Origin of the sequence: Streptococcus sp. GS001, assembly GCF_021595565.1 — a bacterium.
GTDB lineage: Bacteria > Bacillota > Bacilli > Lactobacillales > Streptococcaceae > Streptococcus > Streptococcus xiaochunlingii.
This window is the reverse complement of sequence record NZ_JACSYJ010000002.1, coordinates 426,970-449,375: the sequence shown is the minus strand read 5'-3', so window position 1 is coordinate 449,375 and position 22,406 is coordinate 426,970. Positions and strand designations below refer to the sequence as shown.

The following is a 22,406-nucleotide window of genomic DNA, read 5'->3' as shown; positions in this document are numbered from 1 at the left end:
AATTGAATAAACTTAGCTGTTTTCATGTCTGACTTTCTCCTTTGATTGATGTCTTGTTTAGTATTTTAGCATAGGGGAAAATTAATGTCAAGAATTTTCTATAATATTCTGAATTTTTTGAATAGAAACAAAATAAAGGCGAAAGTCGCTTTCTTACTTTCGCCTGATCTTCTTATTTTTTCCTGTAGAGATCAAAGATGATTTGATCATTGTATAGATCAATGGTATTGGCCTTGACATAGAAATCCATCTCATTTTTAATCTTGGCAAGCTCGATCTTGATCGTCGCTTCTTTGCTATCAATTTTTACAAAATCAGGTAGATCCTTGTTTGTAGACAGCACCTGCATCACGGTCTTCTTAGGAAGTTTCAAGGTCCCAACTGAAAAATCCTTGAGGATCAGGAGGATACTCCCATCCTCTAGCTTACTTGGCTGGAAATAGATATAGAGCGGGTACTCCTTTCCTAAAAAGTCCATCTTCCCCTCTAGTAACATCTGTTGGTTGTCTGCATACAGTTGATAATCACTCAAATGATAACTTTTAAGCATGACCTTGATAGTTTCATTTAGTTGAGCCCTAGTTGTGGTCATACTGCCGATCTTGACATCTCCTCCTTGGCTAGGAGTCTGTAGTTGCCGGACATCCTCTCGTACCGTTGAGAAACGAGTCCATACGACTAGACTTGTTGCCAGCAAGAAACTGACCAAGCCTAGAAAGAGCCATTTCCAGATGTTAATTGGCGTTTTTTCTCGTCTCTCCTTAAAATGAGGTCCTGTGGTTGCTGGCTTAACCTTCTTCTCACTCGAACCATTTTTTCTCAGTTGCATGTATTTTCTCCAGTACGGCTTCTTTCATGATCTCATAACCAGTATTATTGGGATGGAAACTATCCTCATCATACAAGGCATCATTGGTTACAGTCTCTTTTCCTAATTCAGATTCTGTCACCCCACTCTTGCCATCAATGCCCTTATAAAGGAGGTCATTGATTGGAACAAAGTAGACGCCTTGATAGGCAGAGAGGGTCTCCTCCGTTCTTTGGTTCCACTGATCGACAAGGGTCTGCAATTCCGTTAGATCGGGGAAGTTGAGATACAAGGGATTATAGATCCCCACCACGTAAACGGGCAGATCCGGGTTGTCCTTACGGCCCAATTCGATGATCTGTTTGAGATTTTTCTCATAGGTCTTCGATGCTTTTTCAAAACGGTCCAGATCTAAGTTACTGGTATCCTCAAGAATGGCCTTTCGCAGGTCATTGCCCCCGACAGTAATGGTCAGTAACTGAGCCTTCTTCAGGTCTTTTCGAATCTCCTTTTTCTCCTGCATACGTGACAAAATTTGACCGCTCGTGTTACCAGAAACACCATAGTTGATCGCTTTGAATTCAAGACCGGATTCATTGGTCAAACTCTGAGCGAGCAGAGGGACAAAACCTCCTTGATTGGTGCTATCTCCTACGCCTTTGGTCAAGGAATCCCCAATCGCTACATAGGTGACTACCTTCTTTTTGGCACTTGTTAACGGTTTGGTCATCACTGGTTCTGCCGAAGGAAGGAGCCAATTGACCAGAAAAAAGCAGACCAGAAAAGTGACCAAACAATACAAGATCATCTCTAGTATTTTTCTACTATTCATATACTCCTCATTCGTCCAGCTTTCAATTTGACTTTCTTATTTTTAAGTCAGGTTTAGGCTTGGTAGACAATCTTGCCCTGGCAGATGGTATAGGCTACTTGTCCCTTGAGGGATTCACCGACAAACGGGGAATTGGCTGCCTTGGAAGCAAAATGATCAGACACTAAACGGTCAGCTTCCGGATCAAAAATCACAATATCTGCTGGTCCACCGACTTCCAAATAGCCCGCTTCAAAATTATATAATTTAGCGGGATTATAGGTCATTTTTTCTAAGAGTTCCATCAAGCTGAGCTCTCCTGCATGGACCAAATAGGTCAAACCAAGCGATAGAGAAGTCTCTAATCCTGTCATGCCGGAAGGAGCCTTGGTGATATCGGTTACGTTCTTTTCATCCGCATGATGGGGCGCGTGGTCCGTTGCGATTACGGTAATGACTCCTGACTTCAAGCCTTCGATGACTGCACGACGGTCCTCTTCCCAACGAAGAGGCGGATTCATCTTGGCATTGCTTCCCTTAGACAGCAAGAGGTCTTCAGTCTTAGAGAAATGCTGAGGAGCTACTTCTGCTGTAACAGGAGCACCGATCGCTTGGGCAAACTCGACAACCTTGACACTCTCAGCTTTAGAGAGGTGTTGGATGTGGAGGTGGCCACCTGTCGCGTGAGCAATCATAGCATCACGCGCTGCCATAGAGTATTCTGCCACACCAGTGGCTCCGCAAACCTTGAAGTGCTCCCGAGCAATGTGCTCATTGAGTCCCAGAATGCCGTTCAACTCTGGATCTTCTTCATGGAGACTAATGAAGGTCCCCAGACGTTTGGCTTCTTCCAAGGCCTGACGGACTACCTTGGTACTTTGCAACGGAATCCCATCATCTGAGAAACCAACAGCTCCAGCTTGTAACAAACCTTCAAAGTCAGTGAGATGTTGACCATCAAAGTTCTTTGTAACCGTCGCTACGGTTTTAACATGGATGGCTTCCTTAGCAGCAGAATCCAAGACTTCTTTTAAGGTCACGACATCCGAAATAGTTGGAGTGGTATTGGCCATCATGACAACTGTGGTAAAACCACCAGCTGCAGCAGCCAGAGCTCCAGTGTGAATATCTTCCTTGTGGGTCTGACCTGGTTCCCGGAAGTGAACGTGAATGTCTACCAAACCTGGCGCTACCACCTTGCCACTCGCATCGATAACTTGGGCTCCCTCATAAGAAAGAGATGGACCTATTTCCACAATTTTCCCCTGATCTACCAAAAGATCACATACTTGGTCCAAACCAGTTTTCGGATCCATTACCCGACCATTTTTAATGACTAACATCTTCTACTCCTTTATTCATAGAAATCAACATGGGTCTCTAGCAAGCGATCCCCATCATAGCGGAACATAGCTGAAAAGAAGGGTTTATCCTCCAAGAGCCACTCAACAAAGGTGTGGTCCCCCTCCCAAGTTGGCTTACTTAAGACTTGATCATAAGGCACCCACTCCAGTGTCCCCTCGTTACACTCGATGAGTTCCCCTTCAAACTCTGTCACCTTGAAGACATAGGTGTACCAGTCTAGATCGGGAGTAAATTCAGGGAAGGTGATAATTCCTTTTAGAACTGGCTTAGCAACTAGACCCGTTTCTTCAAGAATTTCTCTAGCAGCACATTCTTGAGGAGTTTCCCCGCGTTCTAATTTTCCACCAACCCCGATCCACTTGCCTTCATGGACATCATTGGGCTTTTTATTGCGATGAAGCATCAAAAACGCTTCTCCATTATCGATATAGCAAATTGTAGCTAACTGTGGCATTATTTCTTCTTTCTATTTTCCTAACTTCGCAACCAATCAATCGGCTCGCGACCCATCTCCGTTAAATAAGCGTTAGCCCTTGAAAAAGGACGGGAGTCAAAGAAACCGCGATAGGCCGATAAGGGACTGGGATGGGCACTTTCAATAATCAAGTGTTTGCTTGCATCAATCAAAGACTTCTTCTTCCGAGCATAGGCACCCCACAGAATAAAGACAACATGCTCCTCCTCTTGGCTGACTAGGCGAATAACTGCATCTGTAAACTCTTCCCAAATCAGGCCAGCGTGCCCATTGGCTTGCCCAGCAGGCACTGTCAGACAGGCATTGAGTAAGAGAACCCCTTGCTCTGCCCAAGGCGTCAAATCATGGGAAGTTTTAACCCCCACATCTTCCAACAACTCCTTTAAAATGTTTTGCAAGGATGGAGGTGCTGGGATGTCATCCGGTACAGAAAAGCTAAGTCCCTGTGCTTGACCAGGACCGTGATAGGGATCCTGACCCAGAATCACGACCTTAACCTCTTCCAGATTCGTTGTCTTTAAGGCCTGAAATACCTTTTCACGAGGCGGATAGATTGTCCCTGATGCATAGACCTGGTCTAAAAATTGATTAATTTGCTTAAAGTAGCCCTCTGGAAGCTGCTCCTTAAGCAATTGGTGCCAACTTGAATGCTGCATGCTATCTCCTTACATATGGGTTTCTGAAGAGCCTTTGCTAGCGAGAAGCCATTTCTTTGGGCGATCCGCTAGACCAATTGAAGCTAGTAAGAGAATTTGTGGTAAAAATTGAATAAGGTAGCGAGTTTTTCCACCTTCAAAGATGGTCAAAAAGAGGAGTCCACCAAATACAGCTAATGACAAGAAGTGGATATCATCCTCTTCTCTTTTCTTCAGATAGACAAGGACCAGGCCAGCTGCCATGATGATCCAAATGACTTGTTTAAGGAACTCATAATATTTGTATTGAGGACGATCCGTACTCAAGAAGTAGGTCCGAACCCACTTAGCAAAGGGGAAATTCTTAGTGTAGCGCTCGTAAAGAGGATTGATAACGGGAGTCTTCTCATACTCCACATCCCGATAGAGCCAACCAAGTGTCCCTTCTGCCACCGTCAAGGATTGCTTGGTATAAAGGTGTCCCAGGAGTCCAATCGGGCCATATTCCTTCAAGCGCCGTTTGATTTCTTTAATGATATATTCGTTCTTGAACATCCCATTATTGTACTCATCTCGCTTATCTTCGTCGACATATTTCAAGAGCCCCTCTTTCATATCTGCTTGGTTATGACCAATATCCGTCAAGCCCAGGTTAATAAACAAGAGAGGACCCTTGGCCAGACCTTCCCCTTCGAGAATAGGAACTGCTGTTTGGTGTTTGACAGCTGTATTAAGGGCTCCATAGACCAGACCAGTTGATAAAAGGGTTAAAGCAAAGACTTTACCAAAGACCTTCCACTGCTCTTTAAAGAAAAGAACCATCCAAAAGGCTATCACGACAATAATGGTCGTCGGACGAATAAGCATGGTCAGACCTGATAATAGTCCAAATAACAAGGAGGTTTTCCATTGTGCACCACTGTCGCCCCCTTTTAAGAGATCCAAGGCTAGCCCTAATTGCAAGGCGATGAGAGGAAGAGGCGGAATATCAGTGTACATGGAGTAAAAATAAGGGGAATAACAGATTAAGGCCACATAGAGGGTATACACCCAATCTGCCACTTTTTGGTCATAATGTTTTAGTCCTAAACGATACAAGAGGATAGCTCCTGCATTCACAAAAACCATGTTGAGAACTTGCATGACCCAGAGGCCTGCTCCACCAAAGATTTGGTAGAAAAAGCGTTCGTACAAGAACAAGGGAAGGTTATTGGGATTCCGACTCAGGTAGCTTGAGATAGAGGACTCTTTTAGAAGGCTAAAGGCTCCCGTATAGACCACCGCAGCATCCCGACGAATCAACAATTCTGCAGATAGCATAAAAACAATCTGAACCAGAATTGCTCCCAGCATAAATCCTGTCTTATGTTTCATCAACCAGGCAAAGGCTCTTTTGAGGTAGGAGCGACCAACATAAGCTAGGAGGAAGACAAGTCCCCCAACTACAAGTCCCCATCCCGAAATATCTTTTAGGTAGACGACACTAATGATAAACCAGTGTACCATCAGGAACAACATGACCAGATGGAGAAAGCCAAATAAGACTTTTTTACTTTTTACTAACATAGCTCCATTATAGCAAAAAAATAGGGATTTCGCTGGATTCTATCGGCTCTCCATCAAATAGAGGACTTCAGTTTGGATGGTGAAGCCAAGGCTTAGATAAAGACACAGGGCTACTTGATTCTCTTTTTCAACGACAATCTGAAATTGCTGCTCCATTTCTGCAGCCATCTGATTCATCACACTTCGTAAGAGATAGCGTGCGTACCCTTTGCGAAGATGATCCGGGTCAACGGCTAATCCGAAGAAATAGGTCGTACCCTGAGATAGATCCACCGTAACAGAAGCAAGGACTTGCTCTTGGTCAAGTAAGACAAAGAGACGGGTATCCTCCCCCTCTAAGGACTCAGTCGCATACTTGAGGGCATAGTCAAGATCTGTCTCAAAAGCCTTAGATTGAAAGCGAGCAATCTCTGGGAGAATGGACTCCTCAGCTTCCAACACCATCAGCCCTACTCTCTTCTCATGGTCAGTGACTTGACAAGGTGCATCCAACCACAGTTCGTGGTCTTCCTCATCTGCCTCCACTAAATGAAAATGGCTAAGTAACTCTGGGTGCTGGTCCAAAAAGCGAAGTTCTGATACATACAAGCGGTTTTCTAGCTGAAAGTCCTTGGCCAAGTCCATAAAGTCTTCCCATAAGGAACGAGCAATCCCTTGTCTACGAAAAGAAGGTGTCACAAAGAGCTGAACCTCAGCTTCTTTGGGTTCATCCGCATAGATGGACAAAAATCCTACCAGCTGTCCCTCCACCAATGCAAGGATAAATGCTGGCATCGTAGGATCATCATTATAGAGATTGTCCAAATAAGGCAAGCGATAGGTATGGTCATTTTGGTGACAGGCTCTCACAAGCTGCTCACACTGCTTCTTTTCTTCTAGACTCAGACGAGTGCGTCTTTCAAGCTTCATTATTTTTCCTTCCTTTACAAAACAAAAGGAGAGCCAAGTGTTGGCCCTCCTCCATTATACTTTAGTCTTGCCAGGTTTCTTGGTTTTCCTTGAAACGGCGTAACAGTTCCAAACCTTCAGAAGTGATGTAACCTTGTTCTTCAGCCAAATGGATCAATTCTGTGTAGTTAGACAAGGTTTCAAGTTGAACGCCAGCTTCCGCAAATTTCTTATCGGCTTTCTCCAATTGGTAGGTGAAAATAGCCACCACACCAAGGACATCTGCTCCTTCGCGCTTCGCAGCTGCGACAGCCTCCAAAACAGACCCACCAGTAGAAATCAAGTCTTCCACTACGACCATCTTTTGACCTTGTGGTACACGGCCTTCAATTTGGTTACCAGCACCGTGGTCTTTTGGTTTGCTACGGATGTAGGCAAATGGCAAATTCATCTTGTCCGCAATAATAGCTCCGTGAGGAATCCCAGCAGTTGCCGTTCCAGCAATCACTTCTACTTCAGGGAAAGCTTCCTTGATTTTGTCCACGAAGCCATTCTCAATCAAAGTACGAGTTTCTGGATAAGCAAGGGTCACACGGTTATCCGTATAAATAGGGGACTTAATCCCAGAAGCCCACGTAAAAGGCTCTTCTGGTTTCAAATAAACAGCTTCAATTTTTAGAAGATGGCTGGCAATATCTTTAGCTAATGACATGATAACTCCTTTTCACGATTTTAATCGAATACGAATTAAATCAATGATTTATTTTTAAACGACTGTACAGGTTAGTGAATAGTTCAGGGAAGGCCCTATCGGACTTAATTATTCCGACGATCTCAGAAGAGAAACGATAATTTTCTCTTCTGAGATCTAGTGAAGGCGTTAGGGAAGGCCCCGTCGGGCTTCCCGTAGAGCTACAAAAGTTTCACTTTTAGTAGCAATTAGTGTTCCGACGATTATGAGAATAAAACGATACTTTTTATTCTCATAATCTAGTGAATAGTTTAGGGAAGGCCTTATCAGGCTTCCCGTAGAACGTCTTGAAGCACAGCTTCTTAGACGTTCTTAACTATTCCATTGTCTCTTAATCTCATGGTAAGCGTCCCATGGATTTTCAGCTTGGATAATTGGACGTCCAACAACAATGTAGTCAGAGCCAATTTTATGGGCTTCTTGTGGGGTCATGACCCGTTTTTGGTCACCAATTTCTGCTCCTGCAGGACGGATCCCTGGGGTCACACAAACAAACTCTTCTGATGTAGCTTTCTTGATCAAATCTACTTCATGGGCTGAGCAGACAACGCCATCCAAGCCTGCTTCTTGCGCCTTACGGGCATAATTAACTACTGATTCTTGGACAGTGGTTTGGATGTTTTGGCAATCACGCATGTCTTCTTCACTGGTAGAAGTCAATTGAGTCACCGCTACCAACTTAGCTCCTGGTCCAAGTGCTTTTTTGGCTTCGCGCATCATCTCTACACCACCTGCTGCATGAACTGTCACCATATCCACACCAAAGGTGCCTAGGACAGACATGGCTGACTTAACCGTATTTGGGATGTCGTGCAATTTTAAATCCAAAAAAATGCTATGGCCACGACCTTTCAGATAGTGAACAATTTCTGGGCCGACTGCATAGAAAAATTCCATTCCGATTTTTACAAACAGTTTTTCATCTTCTGGGAAATGTTCTAGAAAGTTTTTGACATCTTCAAAAGCTGGAAAATCAAGGGCGATGATGGGACGTTCTTCACGCATGGGTTTCTCCTTTTTATGGTTGACATTTTTTCCACAAAAAAACCTTGCCCGAGGCAAGGTTACACGAAAATTAGGTAGTATCTACCCTGATTCACCGTCTAGACCTTAGGAGCCTCTCAGGACTACTTTAAAGGTTTTTCTACATTGTAGTACGATATGAAAGAAAAGTCAAGAAATAATCGAAAAACGTTCGGATTCAGTCTGTCTTTTCGGATTAGACTAGTATGAGTCCTTGATCATAACAAAAAACTTGACATATTACCGATTTTCCTGTAAGATATTTTCTATGCTGAGTAAGGGTTGTTTTAGTTGTAACTTACTCAGTAGCCTGTTGGAGTTGTAGCCAGCAGGCGTTTTTTATTTTCTTGATAATCCTTATAATAGATTTTCTCGGACATGCCGACGCAAATCTTCCAAGCTAGTTATTCCATACTGATCCATGACCTTTGGTAATTCTTGGATAATGGTCGGACAAGCATATGGATCTGTAAAGTTAGCAGTTCCGACTCCGATTGCAGAGGCACCAGCAATAAACATCTCCAGGGCTGCTTCTGCTGAATCCACACCACCCATGCCAATAATTGGCAGTTTGGTCGATTGGGCTACTTGGCGGATGAGTTTCAAGGCTACTGGGAAGATAGCTGGACCTGACATACCTCCGGTGCCATTGGCAATGATGGGCTTGCCTGTCTTGAGGTCAAAGCGCATCCCGACCAGCGTGTTGATCATGGTCAAGCCACTCGCTCCTGCATCTTCTGCAGCCTTGGCGACTTGAGTAATGTCCGCAACACTAGGTGTTAATTTGACATAGACAGGGACGGAGGAAGCTTCTACCGCTGCTTTTACTGCATCATAAGCCAACTCTGGAACCTGTCCGATTAAGAGGCCATTGTTGCCATGATCTACGTTTGGACAAGAGATATTGAGCTCGATGGCCTTGACATTTGGCGCTTGCGAGATCTTGCCAGATACCGTGGCATACTCTTCATTGGAGAAGCCAGCTACATTGGCGATAATCGGTAGATCTGGATAATGCTGAGCCAACCAAGGGAGTTTCTCTGCTAGTACCACGTCGACGCCAGGATTTTGGAGCCCAATGGCATTGAGCATGCCTGCAGGAGTCTCAGCGACACGGGGAGTCGGATTTCCAAAACGAGGCTCAGCTGTCGTTGCCTTGATCATAATGGATCCTAATATGTCTAAATCATAGTATTTGGCATATTCCTGACCAAAGCCAAAACAGCCGGAAGCTGGAATGATGGGGTTTTTTAAGTCTAATCCTGGTAAGGATACAGCTAATCGATTACTTGTCATACTTTCCTCCCTACATCACAATCGTACCGGTTTCAAAGACCGGTCCGTCTTCACACACGCGCTTATTAGCTGCTTGGCTCTCATTTTCCAGATGCACTACACAGGCATAGCAAGCACCCATCCCACAAGCCATACGCGATTCCATAGAAATGTAGGCGCGGGGATGGTCATGGAATTTGGTATTGACATATTTGAGCATGCCAGGTGCTCCACAAGAATAGATAGCGTCAAACTCCTGGTCCATCTGATCAATGACCGTAGAAACATAGCCCTCAGTGCCATAAGAACCATCGTCTGTTGTAATGGTGACTTGGCCGTACTGCTTCAATTCTTCTTCGAGAATAACCGCTTCTTTATTGGCAAATCCAAGAACAGAATGGACTTCTACTCCCTGATCATGTAGCTGTTTAGCCACTTGGACCAAAGGAGGTACTCCAATCCCGCCACCGATGATCAAGGCACGCGCCCCTTGACCAAGACCTTTTAGGTCAAAGCCATTTCCTTGAGGACCCATGACACTGAGGAAGCTACCGACAGGCAAGTGAGAAAAGATGGCTGTCCCTCCCCCTTCTACCCGATAGATGAGGCGACAGGTCTGGCTGTCTGGATAAATCTCTGAGATGGAAATAGGACGACGGAGGAGTTTAGAGTCATCCGGTACACGGATATGGAGAAACTGCCCCGGTAGCATCTGCTCCACCATTTCCCCCTTCAAGACCATTGAAAAAATCCGTGGCGCAATCTCTTCTTGAGCGATTAACTCCATGTCTTCCATCATGATTTTTCCAAACCGTTTCTTACAGCTGTCACTGACCATTGGTTTCCTCTTCTTTCTTCCAGCAAAAAAGACCTCGCAAAAGCAAGGTCCTACAAATGATCAGCTAGACTCGGTCCGCTGATCTTTTTTCTGTCTTTCCTTGCAGGCCTCTCTGGACCCCTTAAAGGTTAAATTTGTCTCATTATATCGCTCTCCTTGTCGCTTGTCAAGTAGAAGCCCGATGGCTCCGCTCATTTCCCATCTGTCTCAGGAGAAAACCCTTCTGGTACCGGTGGGATATACTGTAAAGCGATGCGATTTTCTGGCTTGCGATCGACCAAGTAGAGAACCAACAAAAAGATCCATTCCAGGGGCTTCATCAGATAGTAAATGACATCCATGGCCCATTTCTTCTTGATATGTTTGGCAAAGGGATAGCCATAGCGGTCATAATTACGACGTAGGAAACGATGGAAACCTGGCGTCTTTTCTTCTAGCACCTGCTCAAAGGCATTGGCAATACAGAGCTGGCGATTCACCACAACAGGATGACCGTGCCGGACTCCCATCCGTTGGGGCTTGACAACTTTTTCATGGCCACCAGCCGCAACCGTACAGAGATAGTGCTCATCCATGATGAGATTCTGAGGAGGGATCTTTTCCGAGAAGGTCCAATCTGCCGTATTGGTCCAGGCCTTGACCAAGCTATCAGGACGTTGACCAAAGAGCATGAGAACCATGACCAATACTGCTAACAAGGGGAGAGCAAAGACGACTGCCAACCAAGGCCAGTGTTTGGATTGGTGGAGGATCAGGTGAAAGCGCTGGAGAATTGGATTGTCATAGACCCTAATGGGATCAGCACCCTCCCACTCCTTCATCCTGGTCCGCAAGAGACTAATAGAATAAACCAACAAGAAGACCGTATGACAACCGATGACTTGTAACTGGATGTCAAATACCGCTAACAATACCAATCCCATCAATATCCCACTAATACAAAAGATATTTAAAAGTGGAGACAAGGAATTGGCATCTCGGTAAGAATAAATGACCAGAGCTAGGAAAGAAATCAGTGCCAAAGCAAGAATCGTCGGGAGAGCCTCCGACCAAATCATGGTATGCTTCTGCTCATTGATGAGCTGTTTGGTCCAATCATAATCTGTCAAATCCTTTACCAGATAGATGACGAAGGATTCCAGAATACAGCCAAAGACTCCTATCCAAAGGATCACAAAGTACTTGCGATTATTGACCCTTCGTTTAATTTTTTCTTCTTCTTTCTCTTCATAGACACCGACCAGTTCCTTTTCTAAGGTCTGGGCCTGAATCGTAGACCAGCGAGAAATAACATACAAAATCACAAAGATATTGGGAACAAAATAACTAACCCCTAGGGCATGAACAAGAATTGTAACACTGTATATTGCGACTCCAAAAATAGCATTCCAGAAACCCAAAGATTGGATATTTCCCGGTAAGCTCCCTAGAATTAGAAAGACGTACAAACCAAGAAAGATCAGTAAATTGGTCATAAAGTTTATCTTTACTAAACTGGCAAAAAATTTGGTCTCCAGTTCCTTATTCCATTTTTTGTACCAGAAAACGATTTTCTTCATCACATCTCCTCCATCATTTCCCTCATTTTATCAAGCTACAATCAATCCTTCAATTCTAAACCTGTTTTATAGGGAAAAATCCTTCTAGAGACTGATACTAGCTGGGATTTTCTGTCAAAAATATGTTAAAATATAAGCATGAGAATCCAACAATTACATTACATTATCAAAATCGTCGAAACAGGCTCTATGAATGAGGCGTCCAAGCAACTCTTCATCACCCAGCCAAGTTTGTCCAATGCTGTGCGGGACTTGGAAAAAGAAATGGGAATTGATATCTTCATCCGTAATCCCAAAGGAATTACTCTGACCAAGGATGGGATGGAGTTCCTTTCTTATGCTCGTCAAGTCGTCGAGCAGACCCAACTCTTAGAAGAACGCTATAAAAATCCAGTAGCCAATCGGGAGCTATTTAGCGTATCCTCCCAGCACTATGCCTTCGTAGTCGAAGCCTTCGTCTCTCTCCTCAAGAAAAGCGATATGGAGAAATACGAGCTCTTCCTACGGGAGACCAGAACCTGGGAAATCATCGATGACGTCAAGAACTTCCGTAGTGAGATCGGTGTCCTCTTCCTTAATGGCTATAACCGGGATGTCCTCTCCAAAATGCTGGATGACAGCCACCTCAAGGCAACCCACCTCTTCACTGCCCAACCTCATATCTTCGTCAGCAAGACTAACCCTCTAGCTAACAAAGAGGTGGTGAAATTAGAAGATCTAGAAGACTTCCCTTATCTCAGCTACGACCAAGGGACCCACAACTCCTTCTACTTCTCAGAAGAGATCCTCTCCCAAGAGCATCACAAGAAGTCCATCGTTGTCAGTGACCGTGCCACCCTCTTCAATCTCTTGATTGGTCTGGACGGCTACACCATTGCGACCGGTATCCTTAACAGCAACCTCAACGGAGACAATATCGTCTCCATCCCGCTAGATATCGATGACCCAATCGAGCTGGTCTACATCCAACACGAGAAAGCCAGCCTCTCTAAAATGGGTGAGAAATTTATCGAATACTTACTTGAGGAAGTCCAATTTGATAAATAAGAACTAACCAGTTACACAAGCACAATAAAACACCTGAAACAAGTGGGTTTCCACTTCTCTCAGGTGTTCTTTTATTGTCTTAATTTTGAAAATACTTGGCCAATCTTCCCTTCGATGACCAGGTCTGCTTTCTTGTCCTGTGGGATGTTGGTCTTATTGATGACGACCAGCTTCTCCCCTTGGAAATACTGGATCAGGCTGGCTGCTGGGTAGACGACGAGGGAGGTACCACCGATAATCAGTAGATCAGCCTCTTGGATGGCTTTGGCTGATTGGCTAAAGACGTCCATATCTAGAGGTTCCTCGTAGAGGGTTACATCCGGCTTGACCACCTTACCACAATCGAGACAGTGTGGAACAGGCCCTTCCAAAGCTAGAAAAGCCTCTAAATCATAAAAGCGCTGGCAACCGGTACAGTAATTACGGTCGGCACTACCATGGAGTTTCAAGACTTTTTTAGACCCTGCCATTTCATGGAGACTATCAATATTTTGCGTCACGACTGCTTTGAGTTTACCAGTTTCTTCCAGCCAAGCCAGATAGCGATGAGCTGCATTGGGCTTGGCATCTGGATAGAGCAGGTACTTCTTGTAAAAGTCGAAAAAGTCCTCTGGATAACGCTCAAACATGGTATGAGAGACCAGTTGCTCAGCCGTAAAATGCCGACCCAAGGTGACACTATAGACCCCATCTGAGCTACGAAAGTCTGGAATATTGGACTCCGTTGAGACGCCAGCCCCACCAAAGAAGACAATCTTTTGACTCTGATCAATGATGTCTTGCAATTCTTTCAGTTTATCCATGTCTTCCTCCTTACAAGAGTGCCTCGATAACAGCATTGGCCTGATCGAAATAAAAAGGATCTGGCTGGTAAACAATCCCCGTCTCCTGAGCCAAGCTGACCAAGAGCTCCATAAAATGCTTGGAAGAGAATCCAGTCGTCCGGTGCAATTCTTCCTCATCAAAGGGTTTGATCAAGTGAGCTAGAGGATTGCGGACAGATTTCTCCAACTCCCGCAGTTGCTTGGCCGCATCCTTGGAGGAATCTGGCAAGTCCAAGAGTAAGATCAACTCCGTTAAACTGGACGAATTGACCGCACTCTCACTATGGAATTGTTGCAAGGCTGGATTGTCAGAGGCCCGGATCTTGTCAAACTTCCAATGGTCATAGCTGGACTCTTTGGAGTTGTGAATGTAGTCCGCAATATTAGGGATCTGCAACTCAATCAAGCGCATAAAGATCCGATAAATAGCTGGGCTCACCGCACGAACGAAGTCGATGATCTGATCATTGCGAAGTTTGGCCTCTAGGTCGTAAAGGTAGTTAGCCAACTGTTCCTCTTCTGGGTCCTCATGCCAAAAAAGCTGAAAACCTGTCGCTTCTAGCAAGTCAGTTTTCAACTTTGGGTTCATGATTGGTCGGATATTGAGCTCTCGACGCTCTGCCATTAACTGCAATAAGGTCAAGACCAGCTCTGGCACGCTCTTCTGCTTCTTAGCAGAGCGTAGGGCCCGACTATACTGGTAGGTCTGAAGGTCGTAGAGCCACTCATCATGAAGGTATTCTGTCATTAGTCCGCGATCAAGGTCTCAAGACCAACTTTCATCATGTCAGTGAAAGTATTTTGACGTTCTTCTGCAGTCGTATCCTCATCTGGATTGACCAAGCTATCAGAAATGGTCATGATGGCAAGGGCATCCACATGGTGTTGAGCAGCAAGATAGTAAAGAGCCGCTGCTTCCATTTCCACAGCTTTCACGCCCCATTTACCAAGCTCCAAGTTCTTTTCAAAGTAGTTTGAATAGAAGACATCAGAAGACAAGACATTACCAACGTGAGTGGTCATGCCGAGGTCTTTGGCAATGTGGTAGGCTTTATCTAGCAAATCAAAGCTAGCGATTTGTGGGAAATCGTATTGAGGCCAGTCGTTACGGATGATGTTTGAGTTGGTTGCGGCAGCTTGCGCCAAGACCAATTCACGGACGTGGACATCGCCATTCAAAGAACCAGCTGTACCCACACGGATCAATTTCTTCACACCGTAGTCCACGATCAACTCACGCGCATAGATGGAGATGGATGGCATCCCCATCCCAGTGCCCATGACAGATACACGATGACCCTTGTAAGTACCTGTGTAACCAAACATGTTACGGACTTCGTTAAAACATACAGCATCCTCAAGGAAATTCTCAGCGATAAATTTCGCACGAAGAGGATCTCCAGGAAGGAGAATTTTATCAGCAATTTCACCTTGCTTAGCAGCAATATGGATAGACATAATTAAGATATAAAGGGCGACAGAGAACAAAGTAAAAATAGGAAACTGACGACGCATCGCAGATGCTAGACAGTTTATCTTTTTTACACAGTTCTCCACCCGTATTCAGTTCAGCGAATACGGTTAACCCATCCTTTCTTTTTTTATTGAGTAATTAGGAGAGCTTTCCGCTCGTGTTCAAATCAGAACACATGCTCTACCTTTCTTTTTTATATTTATTTTGTTAATGAATCCAAAAACGCAAAGAGTTTGGCATTCATTTCTCGATAATCGTAAGATCGAATGGCTTGAGGGTTTTGAACAAAGGTCAATTTTTGACTTTGTTCTTCTATGACATCTTCACCGTCCGCAGAAATCAGGAGATTAATTGCTTCTGGATCAAATTCCAAGTGGGCTTGGAAGGCATAATGTTTCGGACTGAAGCGAATCATCTGACGTGGACAACCTTGACTGGTCGCAAGAACGACAGCATCTTCTGTCAATCCTGGCATATCACCATGCCAGTGACCGGTTTCAAACGTTTCTCCAAAATCACCTACATGCGGATCTGTGAGTCCTTCAGGCGTCAAGGTCACAGGATAAACCCCAATCTCGCGCTCAGGACTGTGCTCATACTTCGCTCCATAGGCAACAGACAGAAGCTGGGCACCAAGGCAGACGCCAACAATATAACGATCTGCCTCGATGGCCTTTTGAATCAGCTCGATTTCTGCCTGAGGATCGTAGTATGGAAAAGCTTCTCGATCTTCATCCGGTGATTGAGGTCCTCCCATGACGATCAAAAAGTCGATCTCATCCACTGTCTCTGGTAGAGCTTCATTCTCATAGACTTTAGTCGTGGTCACTTGATGGCCACGCTCCTGTGCCCATTTTAGATAAGCACCCGGCACTTCAAAGGTTTCATGCAGTACAAAATGTACCTTCATCGTTTCTTCTCCCATCTCTTTCGAATCACGTATGACAGACCAGCCGCAAATACAAGCGGGATTGTCAAACTCCAAGTTTGGCCTGTAAATCCAAGGCTCAGGGCAATGGCTGTCAGAGGAGCTTTTAAGGTCGTACCTAAAAAGACTGTCGCTCCGAGTAACATCCCTAGAGCAGGATCCAAATGAATCCCAAGGACTGTCAAAAGCAAGATCACTAGGTAGCCAGATCCAATCCCTAAGGCAAATGATGGTGTCAAGGTTCCCCCATAAGCACCATTACGCAAGAGGAGATAAACCAGAAGTCCCTTCACTACAAGAGTCAGAGGAAGATAAGGAATCGACTGGCTAGACAAGAGGGCTTGCGCCAGTACCTGGCCATTTCCCATAAAGATAGGCAAAAAGGCTACTAGGCTACCCAGCACTAGAAAGGCTAGAGGAAGAGCCCAAAGAATCGTCCCATCCTTCCGCCGTTTGTGACTAGCCCGCTTGGCGAGGAAAGCAAAGATCAGAGCCAAGGGAGTGACCAAGAAAGCAATCACAATAGCCTGTAAGAAACTGTTAGCCGACCATGAAACTGCGAACAGGTGATAAATGGCCTCCTGACCAACGATGGGACGAGCGACCCAGGTGGCCAGATAAGTACTGGTCAAAACCAGCAGAAGATTCTGCCAACTGTAGGCGAGTCCCAAAGTCTCAAAGACGAACAAGCTACTGGCAAAGGGGACCTGATAGACCGCAGCCAAACCAGCTCCAGCCCCACAGGCAATCAAGACTTTTCGCTCTTTGAGAGCTAGTGAGAATCCCTTCGCCAAGCGACCAGCTAGAAGAGCCCCGACCTCACGTGGGGCTCCTTCTTTTCCGACCGATGCACCTGCTCCGACAATCGCAACCTGCATCCCTGCATGAAGGAGGTGGGGGAAGGGCGCTGGTTCCCTGTCTCCAGCTAGGTCAATTTGCTGGCGAATAGACAGAATCTTATGACGCCTTTGCAGGACATACCAGAAGCCAGCTGCCAAGCACCCAGTCACACATAAGACCAGAAATCTACGGAGATCTCCAGCTTCTTGAAATATCTGAAGTAAATCTGAACTAGCTTGGCCAAAGGCCAGCCCTTGCACCCCTTCTAGTAGATAATGACAGGCAATGCCGACCAGACCCGTCCCGATCCCTAATGATAAGGTAGCTAGAAGCACCCTCAGTCCGTAGGGCAGACTTTGGAGTCGTACTTTCATTGGATTAGAGTTCAGCAAGAATCGCTTTTAGCAATCCTTTAAAGTCACCTTTGACACGTTCTGTCACTTCTACGACTTCTTCGTGGTTGAGCTCTTCTTGGAAACCAGCCGCAAAGTTGGTAATACATGAAATACCAAGAACTTTCAAACCAGAGTGAGCAGCAACGATGACTTCAGGAACAGTTGACATACCGACAGCGTCTGCTCCAAGAGTCTTATATGCACGGATTTCAGCTGGAGTTTCATAGGTAGGACCTGTCACACCGATGTAAACTCCATCATCCAATTTAATACCCAATTTGTCCGCTACTCGATGAGCAGTCTCGCGGTATTCTGGAGTGTAAGCTTTGGACATATCAGGAAAACGTGGACCAAAGTCTTCCAAGTTTTCACCGATCAATGGGTTTTGACCTGTCATGTTGATGTGGTCAGTGATAGCCATCAAGGTACCTGGTCCATATCCGATACCACCAGCAGCGTTGGTGACAAGAACCCCTTCACATCCCAAAACTTTCATGACACGAACTGGGAAAGTCACCACTTCTAATGGGTTTCCTTCGTAGAAGTGGAAACGTCCTTGAAGGGCCAAGACTTTACGTCCAGCTAGATCACCATAAACCAATTTACCAGCATGTCCGACTACTGTTGATTGACCCCAGTTTGGAATGTCAGAGTAGTCTACTACGACGGCATTTTCGATTTCCTCAGCCAATTCTCCAAGACCTGATCCAAGGATCAAACCAAACTCAGGAGCTTCGATTCCTTTGCCCTTCAAAAATGCTGCTGTTTCATTGATTTTTGCTAATAATGTCATTGTGTTCCTCCTATTATTTCTTAAGTAATGCACCGATTTTGTCAAAGGTGTTGGAGTTGCGAATAGTCATCTGGCGATAGAAAGGCATCTTCATCAGATGTTTGTGGTAGGCCGTTTTAGCATAGCTTGCTTCTGAGAATTTCCCCCAGAAAACCGCTACCTTGCCAAAGTGGAGCACTTCTTCTCCTAGCTTCAAAGCCAGCAGCTTCTCTTCTACGGATTCCCTATCCAAGCCCTCGGTGTAAAAGAGGACATCCTTGCGGGCCATCTCTTCTGTCCACCAGTTCGGCAAGTTCGCACATTCTGCTTCATAGTCTTCTCGACTCAGGAGAGAAAAGCGCTGTATGAAAGGATAGTAGGTTTCAAAGAAGGTCGACAGCTCCTCCACTAACTGAGTCCGGGGAAGATCCGTCGTAAAGAAGATATTGCCACTATTGATGTAGGTTTCCACTTGGCCGAGGCCTAGATCCGTCAATTGCTGACGCAGATCCGCCATGACCACCTTATTCTTGCCGCCAACATTGATTCCTCTTACGAGTAAGGCAAAACGCGTCATCTTAGACCAATTTATCTAAGAAGCTTTCACCGATCATGGCTTTCTCCACACCGAAGTTGTCCGCCACTGTCGCTGAGATATCCGCAAAGTGTCCAACTGGGATCAAGCCACTACCTTTGAAGGATGGGCTGTAAGCCAAGAATGGGATGTATTCACGCGTATGGTCTGTACCAGCGTAAGTTGGGTCATTTCCGTGGTCAGCCGTGATCATCAAGAGGTCATCTTCACGCATCGCTGCGATGATTTCTGGCAAGCGCTCGTCAAACTCATGCAAGCAATCACGGTAACCATGTGGATCACGACGGTGTCCATAAAGGGCATCGAAGTCTACCAAGTTAGTGAACGAGAAGCCATGTTTAAAGTCTTCTGATTTCATAGCCTTGATCAAGTTGTCAATACCGTGGCTGTTTGATTTGTTATGGCCCATATCGTGGTTGATACCAGCGCCGTTGAAGATATCGCTGATCTTACCAACTGAGTAAGTATCGATACCAGCTTCATTCAATTTATCCAAAACAGTTGGCGCAAATGGTGAAACAGCCAAGTCACGACGGTTAGCCGTACGTGTGAAGTTTCCTGGCTCTCCAACATAAGGGCGGGCGATAATCCGTCCTAGAAGTGCTGGACGTTCCAACGTAATAGAACGAGCATATTCACAGATACGGTAGAGTTCATCCAAAGGAATGATGTCTTCGTGAGCTGCGATTTGAAGAACTGGGTCAGCCGATGTATAGATGATCAACTCGCCAGTTTCCATTTGGCGTGGTCCGAAGTCATCGATGACCGCTGTACCAGAATAAGGTTTGTTAGCTTCGCGGATGACCTTACGACCTGAGAATTCTTCAATCTTAGTAATAATTTCTTCTGGGAATCCATTCCAGAAAGTATCAAACGGTTCTGTAATATTAAGGCCCATGATTTCCCAGTGACCTGTCATGGTATCTTTTCCAAGAGAGACTTCTTCTAACTTCGTTGCGTAACCAGTTGGATTGCTCTCAGCTGGAACAGTCTTCAAGGGTTGTTCACGCGGAATATTTCCAAGACCAAGTTTTGCCATGTTTGGTACATTCAAACCAACTGCTTTTGAAATGTGTCCAAGTGTGTCAGATGCGCCATCAGGTACACCGGCATTGACAAAGTTATTAGCATCTGGAGCTGCTCCGATCCCTACTGAATCCAATACAACTAAATGCATACGATTAAATTTTGGCATTTTGAATGTCTCCTTTATAATTTAAACTGAATACAGTATAACACAATTTTTTGAAAATGTAACGCTTTCATATAAAATTTTATAAATAAGTTTCATATCCTCAGAAAAAAGGACAAAATGCCCTTTTTAAAGTGATTTGCTAATGATTTTTGGACCTTCTGGTGTCCCAACGATGACTTTTGAAACCATCCCTAAGAAGAGACCATGGTCGACAACACCGACAGTCCGGTCCAACTCTTCTGCTAAGGCTTCAGCATCTGGGATCACTTTCAAATCCAAATCAATAATAAAGTTGCCTTGGTCAGTTACAAAACGCTGGCCGTCCTTTTCACGGTAAGCTGGTGAATAACCCTTCTTCTCAAAAAGACGGAAAAGATTCTCTGCCCCGTATTGAACCACTTCTACCGGCAGTTTAAAGGCTCCAAGCGTCTCCACTTGTTTGGACTCATCGACAATCCAGATGCAGTCTTTTGAGTTGGTCGCAACGATTTTCTCCATCAAGAGGGCACCGCCCCCACCTTTGATCCCGTTCAAAGCTGGGTCTACTTCATCCGCACCATCTACGGTCAAGTCTACCACTTCTACATCGTCAATGGCTTTGAGAGGAATTCCCAAGCCTTCTGCCTGTTCATAGGTCACGCTTGAGGTCGTTACAGCAGTAATCTTCAATCCTTCTTCCTTGATGCGACGCCCCAATTCAGCCACAAAATAATAAGCAGTTGACCCTGTACCAAGACCGACAATCATGCCGTCAGTAACAAACTCAGCCGCCTTAATCCCTACCTGTTCTTTTAGGTTTACCATCATAGACCTCCATTTCTATTCATATTTAGTATAGCATATTGGCCGACAGATTTCACTAGTTAACTGAAAACCTTTTCAACTTCTCCTTCTAAAAGCAATATCTTGCCCCTCTTGCTAGTTTACGATAGAATAGAAGGGAATACACAGGAAAAGAGAAGATACATGATTACTAGAGAATTTGATACTATCGCCGCGATCTCGACTCCGCTCGGTGAAGGGGCTATTGGGATCGTCCGCTTGAGCGGAACAGACAGCTTTAAAATCGCTCAAAAGATCTTTAAAGGAAAAGACTTGACCAGCGTGGCTAGCCATACCCTCAACTACGGCCACATCGTGGATCCAGATAAGGATGAAATTCTGGATGAAGTCATGGTCGGAGCCATGCGCTCTCCTAAGACCTTCACTCGCGAAGATATCATCGAGATCAACACTCACGGTGGGATTGCTGTGACCAACGAAATCCTGCAATTGGTGATCCGCGAAGGCGCTCGTCTGGCTGAGCCTGGTGAATTTACCAAGCGGGCCTTCCTGAATGGTCGTGTCGATTTGACCCAGGCCGAGGCGGTCATGGATATTATCCGCGCCAAGACCGACAAGGCTATGAACATCGCTGTTAAACAGTTGGACGGATCCCTATCTGACCTCATCAACAACACGCGTCAAGAGATCCTCAATACCCTAGCTCAGGTCGAAGTCAACATCGACTATCCTGAGTACGATGATGTCGAGGAAGCAACCACCGAGATCATCCGTGAAAAGACCACCGAATTCGAAGCCCTCTTGACCAACCTCCTCAAGACAGCTCGCCGGGGTAAGATCCTTCGCGAAGGAATCTCGACTGCTATCATCGGGCGACCAAACGTCGGTAAATCTAGCCTTCTGAACAACCTCCTGCGCGAGGAAAAAGCTATCGTGACCGATATCGAAGGAACGACCCGAGACGTCATCGAGGAATACGTCAATATCAACGGTGTTCCCCTCAAGCTGGTCGACACGGCTGGGATCCGCGAGACAGAAGACATCGTTGAACGCATCGGGGTGGAACGCTCTCGCAAAGCCCTCAAAGAAGCCGACCTGGTCCTTCTGGTCCTTAATGCTAGTGAACCACTGACTGATCAGGATCGTCAGTTGCTGGAAATCTCACAAGACAGCAACCGCATTATTCTTCTCAACAAGGTCGATCTCCCGCAACAAATCGAGTTAGACGAAATTCCTGCTGATCACATCAAAATTTCTGTCCTGAAAAATCAAAATATCAACCAGATCGAAGACCGTATCAACGCCCTCTTCTTTGAAAATGCTGGCTTAGTGGAGCAAGATGCTACCTACCTCTCTAATGCCCGCCACATCTCTCTCATCGAGAAAGCTGTTGAAAGCCTTCAAGCTGTTAATGAAGGCTTGGCTATGGGCATGCCAGTGGACCTCCTTCAAGTGGATCTGACCCGCACTTGGGAAATCCTTGGAGAAATCACAGGGGATGCTGCTCCAGACGAGCTCATCACCCAACTCTTCAGCCAGTTCTGTCTTGGTAAATAAAG

The 22,406-nt window shown here is 45.4% G+C and carries 23 protein-coding genes; 2 read left to right on the top strand and 21 right to left on the bottom strand.

The genetic code is table 11. From position 1 onward, the window contains the following. Positions 1-172 precede the first annotated feature (172 nt). From H8S88_RS05745 to H8S88_RS05690, 12 genes are all read right to left on the bottom strand, one after another. Positions 173-829 carry a YpmS family protein gene (locus H8S88_RS05745; RefSeq protein WP_125336153.1) on the bottom strand — a complete coding sequence of 219 codons (657 nt, stop codon included), beginning with the start codon at positions 827-829 and terminating at the stop codon, positions 173-175. After that, positions 801-1,640 (bottom strand): SGNH/GDSL hydrolase family protein, encoded by an 840-nt coding sequence (locus tag H8S88_RS05740; RefSeq protein ID WP_125336154.1) that lies wholly within the window; start codon positions 1,638-1,640, stop codon positions 801-803. The genes H8S88_RS05745 and H8S88_RS05740 overlap by 29 nt, the downstream gene beginning before the upstream one ends. A 53-nt stretch (positions 1,641-1,693) precedes the next feature. Next, positions 1,694-2,962: a dihydroorotase gene (locus tag H8S88_RS05735; RefSeq protein WP_236128126.1), complete on the bottom strand. Its 1,269-nt coding sequence runs from the start codon at positions 2,960-2,962 to the stop codon at positions 1,694-1,696. Positions 2,963-2,973: 11 nt separating this feature from the next. Beyond that, positions 2,974-3,438, bottom strand: a complete 465-nt coding sequence (locus H8S88_RS05730) for an NUDIX hydrolase (RefSeq protein WP_006596439.1) — start codon at positions 3,436-3,438, stop codon at positions 2,974-2,976. 20 nt (positions 3,439-3,458) lie between these two features. Continuing rightward, the gene (locus H8S88_RS05725) at positions 3,459-4,115 is read right to left on the bottom strand and encodes a uracil-DNA glycosylase (protein WP_125336155.1); all 657 of its coding nucleotides are present in this window, start codon (positions 4,113-4,115) and stop codon (positions 3,459-3,461) included. A gap of 9 nt (positions 4,116-4,124) precedes the next feature. Then, positions 4,125-5,660: a glycosyltransferase family 39 protein gene (locus H8S88_RS05720; RefSeq protein ID WP_125336156.1), complete on the bottom strand. Its 1,536-nt coding sequence runs from the start codon at positions 5,658-5,660 to the stop codon at positions 4,125-4,127. Positions 5,661-5,699: 39 nt separating this feature from the next. Beyond that, positions 5,700-6,569 (bottom strand): GNAT family N-acetyltransferase, encoded by an 870-nt coding sequence (locus H8S88_RS05715; RefSeq protein ID WP_125336157.1) that lies wholly within the window; start codon positions 6,567-6,569, stop codon positions 5,700-5,702. 61 nt (positions 6,570-6,630) lie between these two features. Then, the gene (pyrE, locus tag H8S88_RS05710) at positions 6,631-7,260 is read right to left on the bottom strand and encodes an orotate phosphoribosyltransferase (RefSeq protein WP_048715880.1); all 630 of its coding nucleotides are present in this window, start codon (positions 7,258-7,260) and stop codon (positions 6,631-6,633) included. A gap of 351 nt (positions 7,261-7,611) precedes the next feature. After that, positions 7,612-8,304 (bottom strand): orotidine-5'-phosphate decarboxylase, encoded by a 693-nt coding sequence (pyrF, locus tag H8S88_RS05705; RefSeq protein ID WP_061563914.1) that lies wholly within the window; start codon positions 8,302-8,304, stop codon positions 7,612-7,614. A gap of 375 nt (positions 8,305-8,679) precedes the next feature. Next, complete coding sequence (locus tag H8S88_RS05700; protein ID WP_125336158.1) at positions 8,680-9,618, bottom strand: dihydroorotate dehydrogenase; 939 nt, start codon at positions 9,616-9,618, stop codon at positions 8,680-8,682. Positions 9,619-9,628: 10 nt separating this feature from the next. Beyond that, positions 9,629-10,435, bottom strand: coding sequence for a dihydroorotate dehydrogenase electron transfer subunit (locus H8S88_RS05695; protein WP_125336159.1), 807 nt, complete (start codon positions 10,433-10,435; stop codon positions 9,629-9,631). 191 nt (positions 10,436-10,626) lie between these two features. Then, the gene (locus H8S88_RS05690) at positions 10,627-11,994 is read right to left on the bottom strand and encodes a DUF6688 domain-containing protein (RefSeq protein WP_125336160.1); all 1,368 of its coding nucleotides are present in this window, start codon (positions 11,992-11,994) and stop codon (positions 10,627-10,629) included. A 138-nt stretch (positions 11,995-12,132) separates the two neighbouring features. On the opposite strand from H8S88_RS05690, the gene H8S88_RS05685 reads away from it, so the two are divergent. Continuing rightward, entirely contained in the window at positions 12,133-13,041 is a 909-nt protein-coding gene (locus tag H8S88_RS05685) for a LysR family transcriptional regulator (protein ID WP_048689847.1), read from the top strand. Positions 13,042-13,112: 71 nt separating this feature from the next. Here H8S88_RS05685 and H8S88_RS05680 read toward each other — a convergent pair whose 3' ends face one another. The 9 genes from H8S88_RS05680 to rpiA form a co-directional block, all read right to left on the bottom strand. Further along, positions 13,113-13,844 carry an NAD-dependent protein deacylase gene (locus H8S88_RS05680; RefSeq protein ID WP_125329468.1) on the bottom strand — a complete coding sequence of 244 codons (732 nt, stop codon included), beginning with the start codon at positions 13,842-13,844 and terminating at the stop codon, positions 13,113-13,115. 10 nt (positions 13,845-13,854) lie between these two features. After that, on the bottom strand, positions 13,855-14,613 hold the full coding sequence (locus H8S88_RS05675) for a hypothetical protein (protein WP_125336161.1): 759 nt from the start codon (positions 14,611-14,613) through the stop codon (positions 13,855-13,857). After that, entirely contained in the window at positions 14,613-15,323 is a 711-nt protein-coding gene (deoD, locus tag H8S88_RS05670; RefSeq protein ID WP_048716249.1) for a purine-nucleoside phosphorylase, read from the bottom strand. The genes H8S88_RS05675 and deoD overlap by 1 nt, the downstream gene beginning before the upstream one ends. Before the next feature lie 215 nt (positions 15,324-15,538). Continuing rightward, positions 15,539-16,249, bottom strand: coding sequence for a type 1 glutamine amidotransferase (locus tag H8S88_RS05665; protein ID WP_221761785.1), 711 nt, complete (start codon positions 16,247-16,249; stop codon positions 15,539-15,541). Beyond that, positions 16,246-17,481 carry a chloride channel protein gene (locus tag H8S88_RS05660; RefSeq protein ID WP_236128125.1) on the bottom strand — a complete coding sequence of 412 codons (1,236 nt, stop codon included), beginning with the start codon at positions 17,479-17,481 and terminating at the stop codon, positions 16,246-16,248. Before H8S88_RS05660 ends, H8S88_RS05665 begins: the two co-directional genes overlap by 4 nt. Before the next feature lie 4 nt (positions 17,482-17,485). Next, entirely contained in the window at positions 17,486-18,295 is an 810-nt protein-coding gene (locus H8S88_RS05655) for a purine-nucleoside phosphorylase (RefSeq protein ID WP_125336164.1), read from the bottom strand. 13 nt (positions 18,296-18,308) lie between these two features. Then, positions 18,309-18,851, bottom strand: a complete 543-nt coding sequence (locus H8S88_RS05650; protein WP_125336165.1) for a DUF1697 domain-containing protein — start codon at positions 18,849-18,851, stop codon at positions 18,309-18,311. 1 nt (position 18,852) lies between these two features. Further along, a complete protein-coding gene (locus H8S88_RS05645; protein WP_125336166.1) occupies positions 18,853-20,064 on the bottom strand; it encodes a phosphopentomutase in 1,212 nt (403 codons plus the stop codon). A 126-nt stretch (positions 20,065-20,190) separates the two neighbouring features. Beyond that, positions 20,191-20,868 carry a ribose-5-phosphate isomerase RpiA gene (gene rpiA / locus H8S88_RS05640; RefSeq protein WP_125336169.1) on the bottom strand — a complete coding sequence of 226 codons (678 nt, stop codon included), beginning with the start codon at positions 20,866-20,868 and terminating at the stop codon, positions 20,191-20,193. 162 nt (positions 20,869-21,030) lie between these two features. Here rpiA and mnmE point away from each other — a divergent pair, with 162 nt between their 5' ends. Next, positions 21,031-22,404, top strand: coding sequence for a tRNA uridine-5-carboxymethylaminomethyl(34) synthesis GTPase MnmE (gene mnmE / locus H8S88_RS05635; protein ID WP_154858253.1), 1,374 nt, complete (start codon positions 21,031-21,033; stop codon positions 22,402-22,404). Positions 22,405-22,406 lie beyond the last annotated feature (2 nt).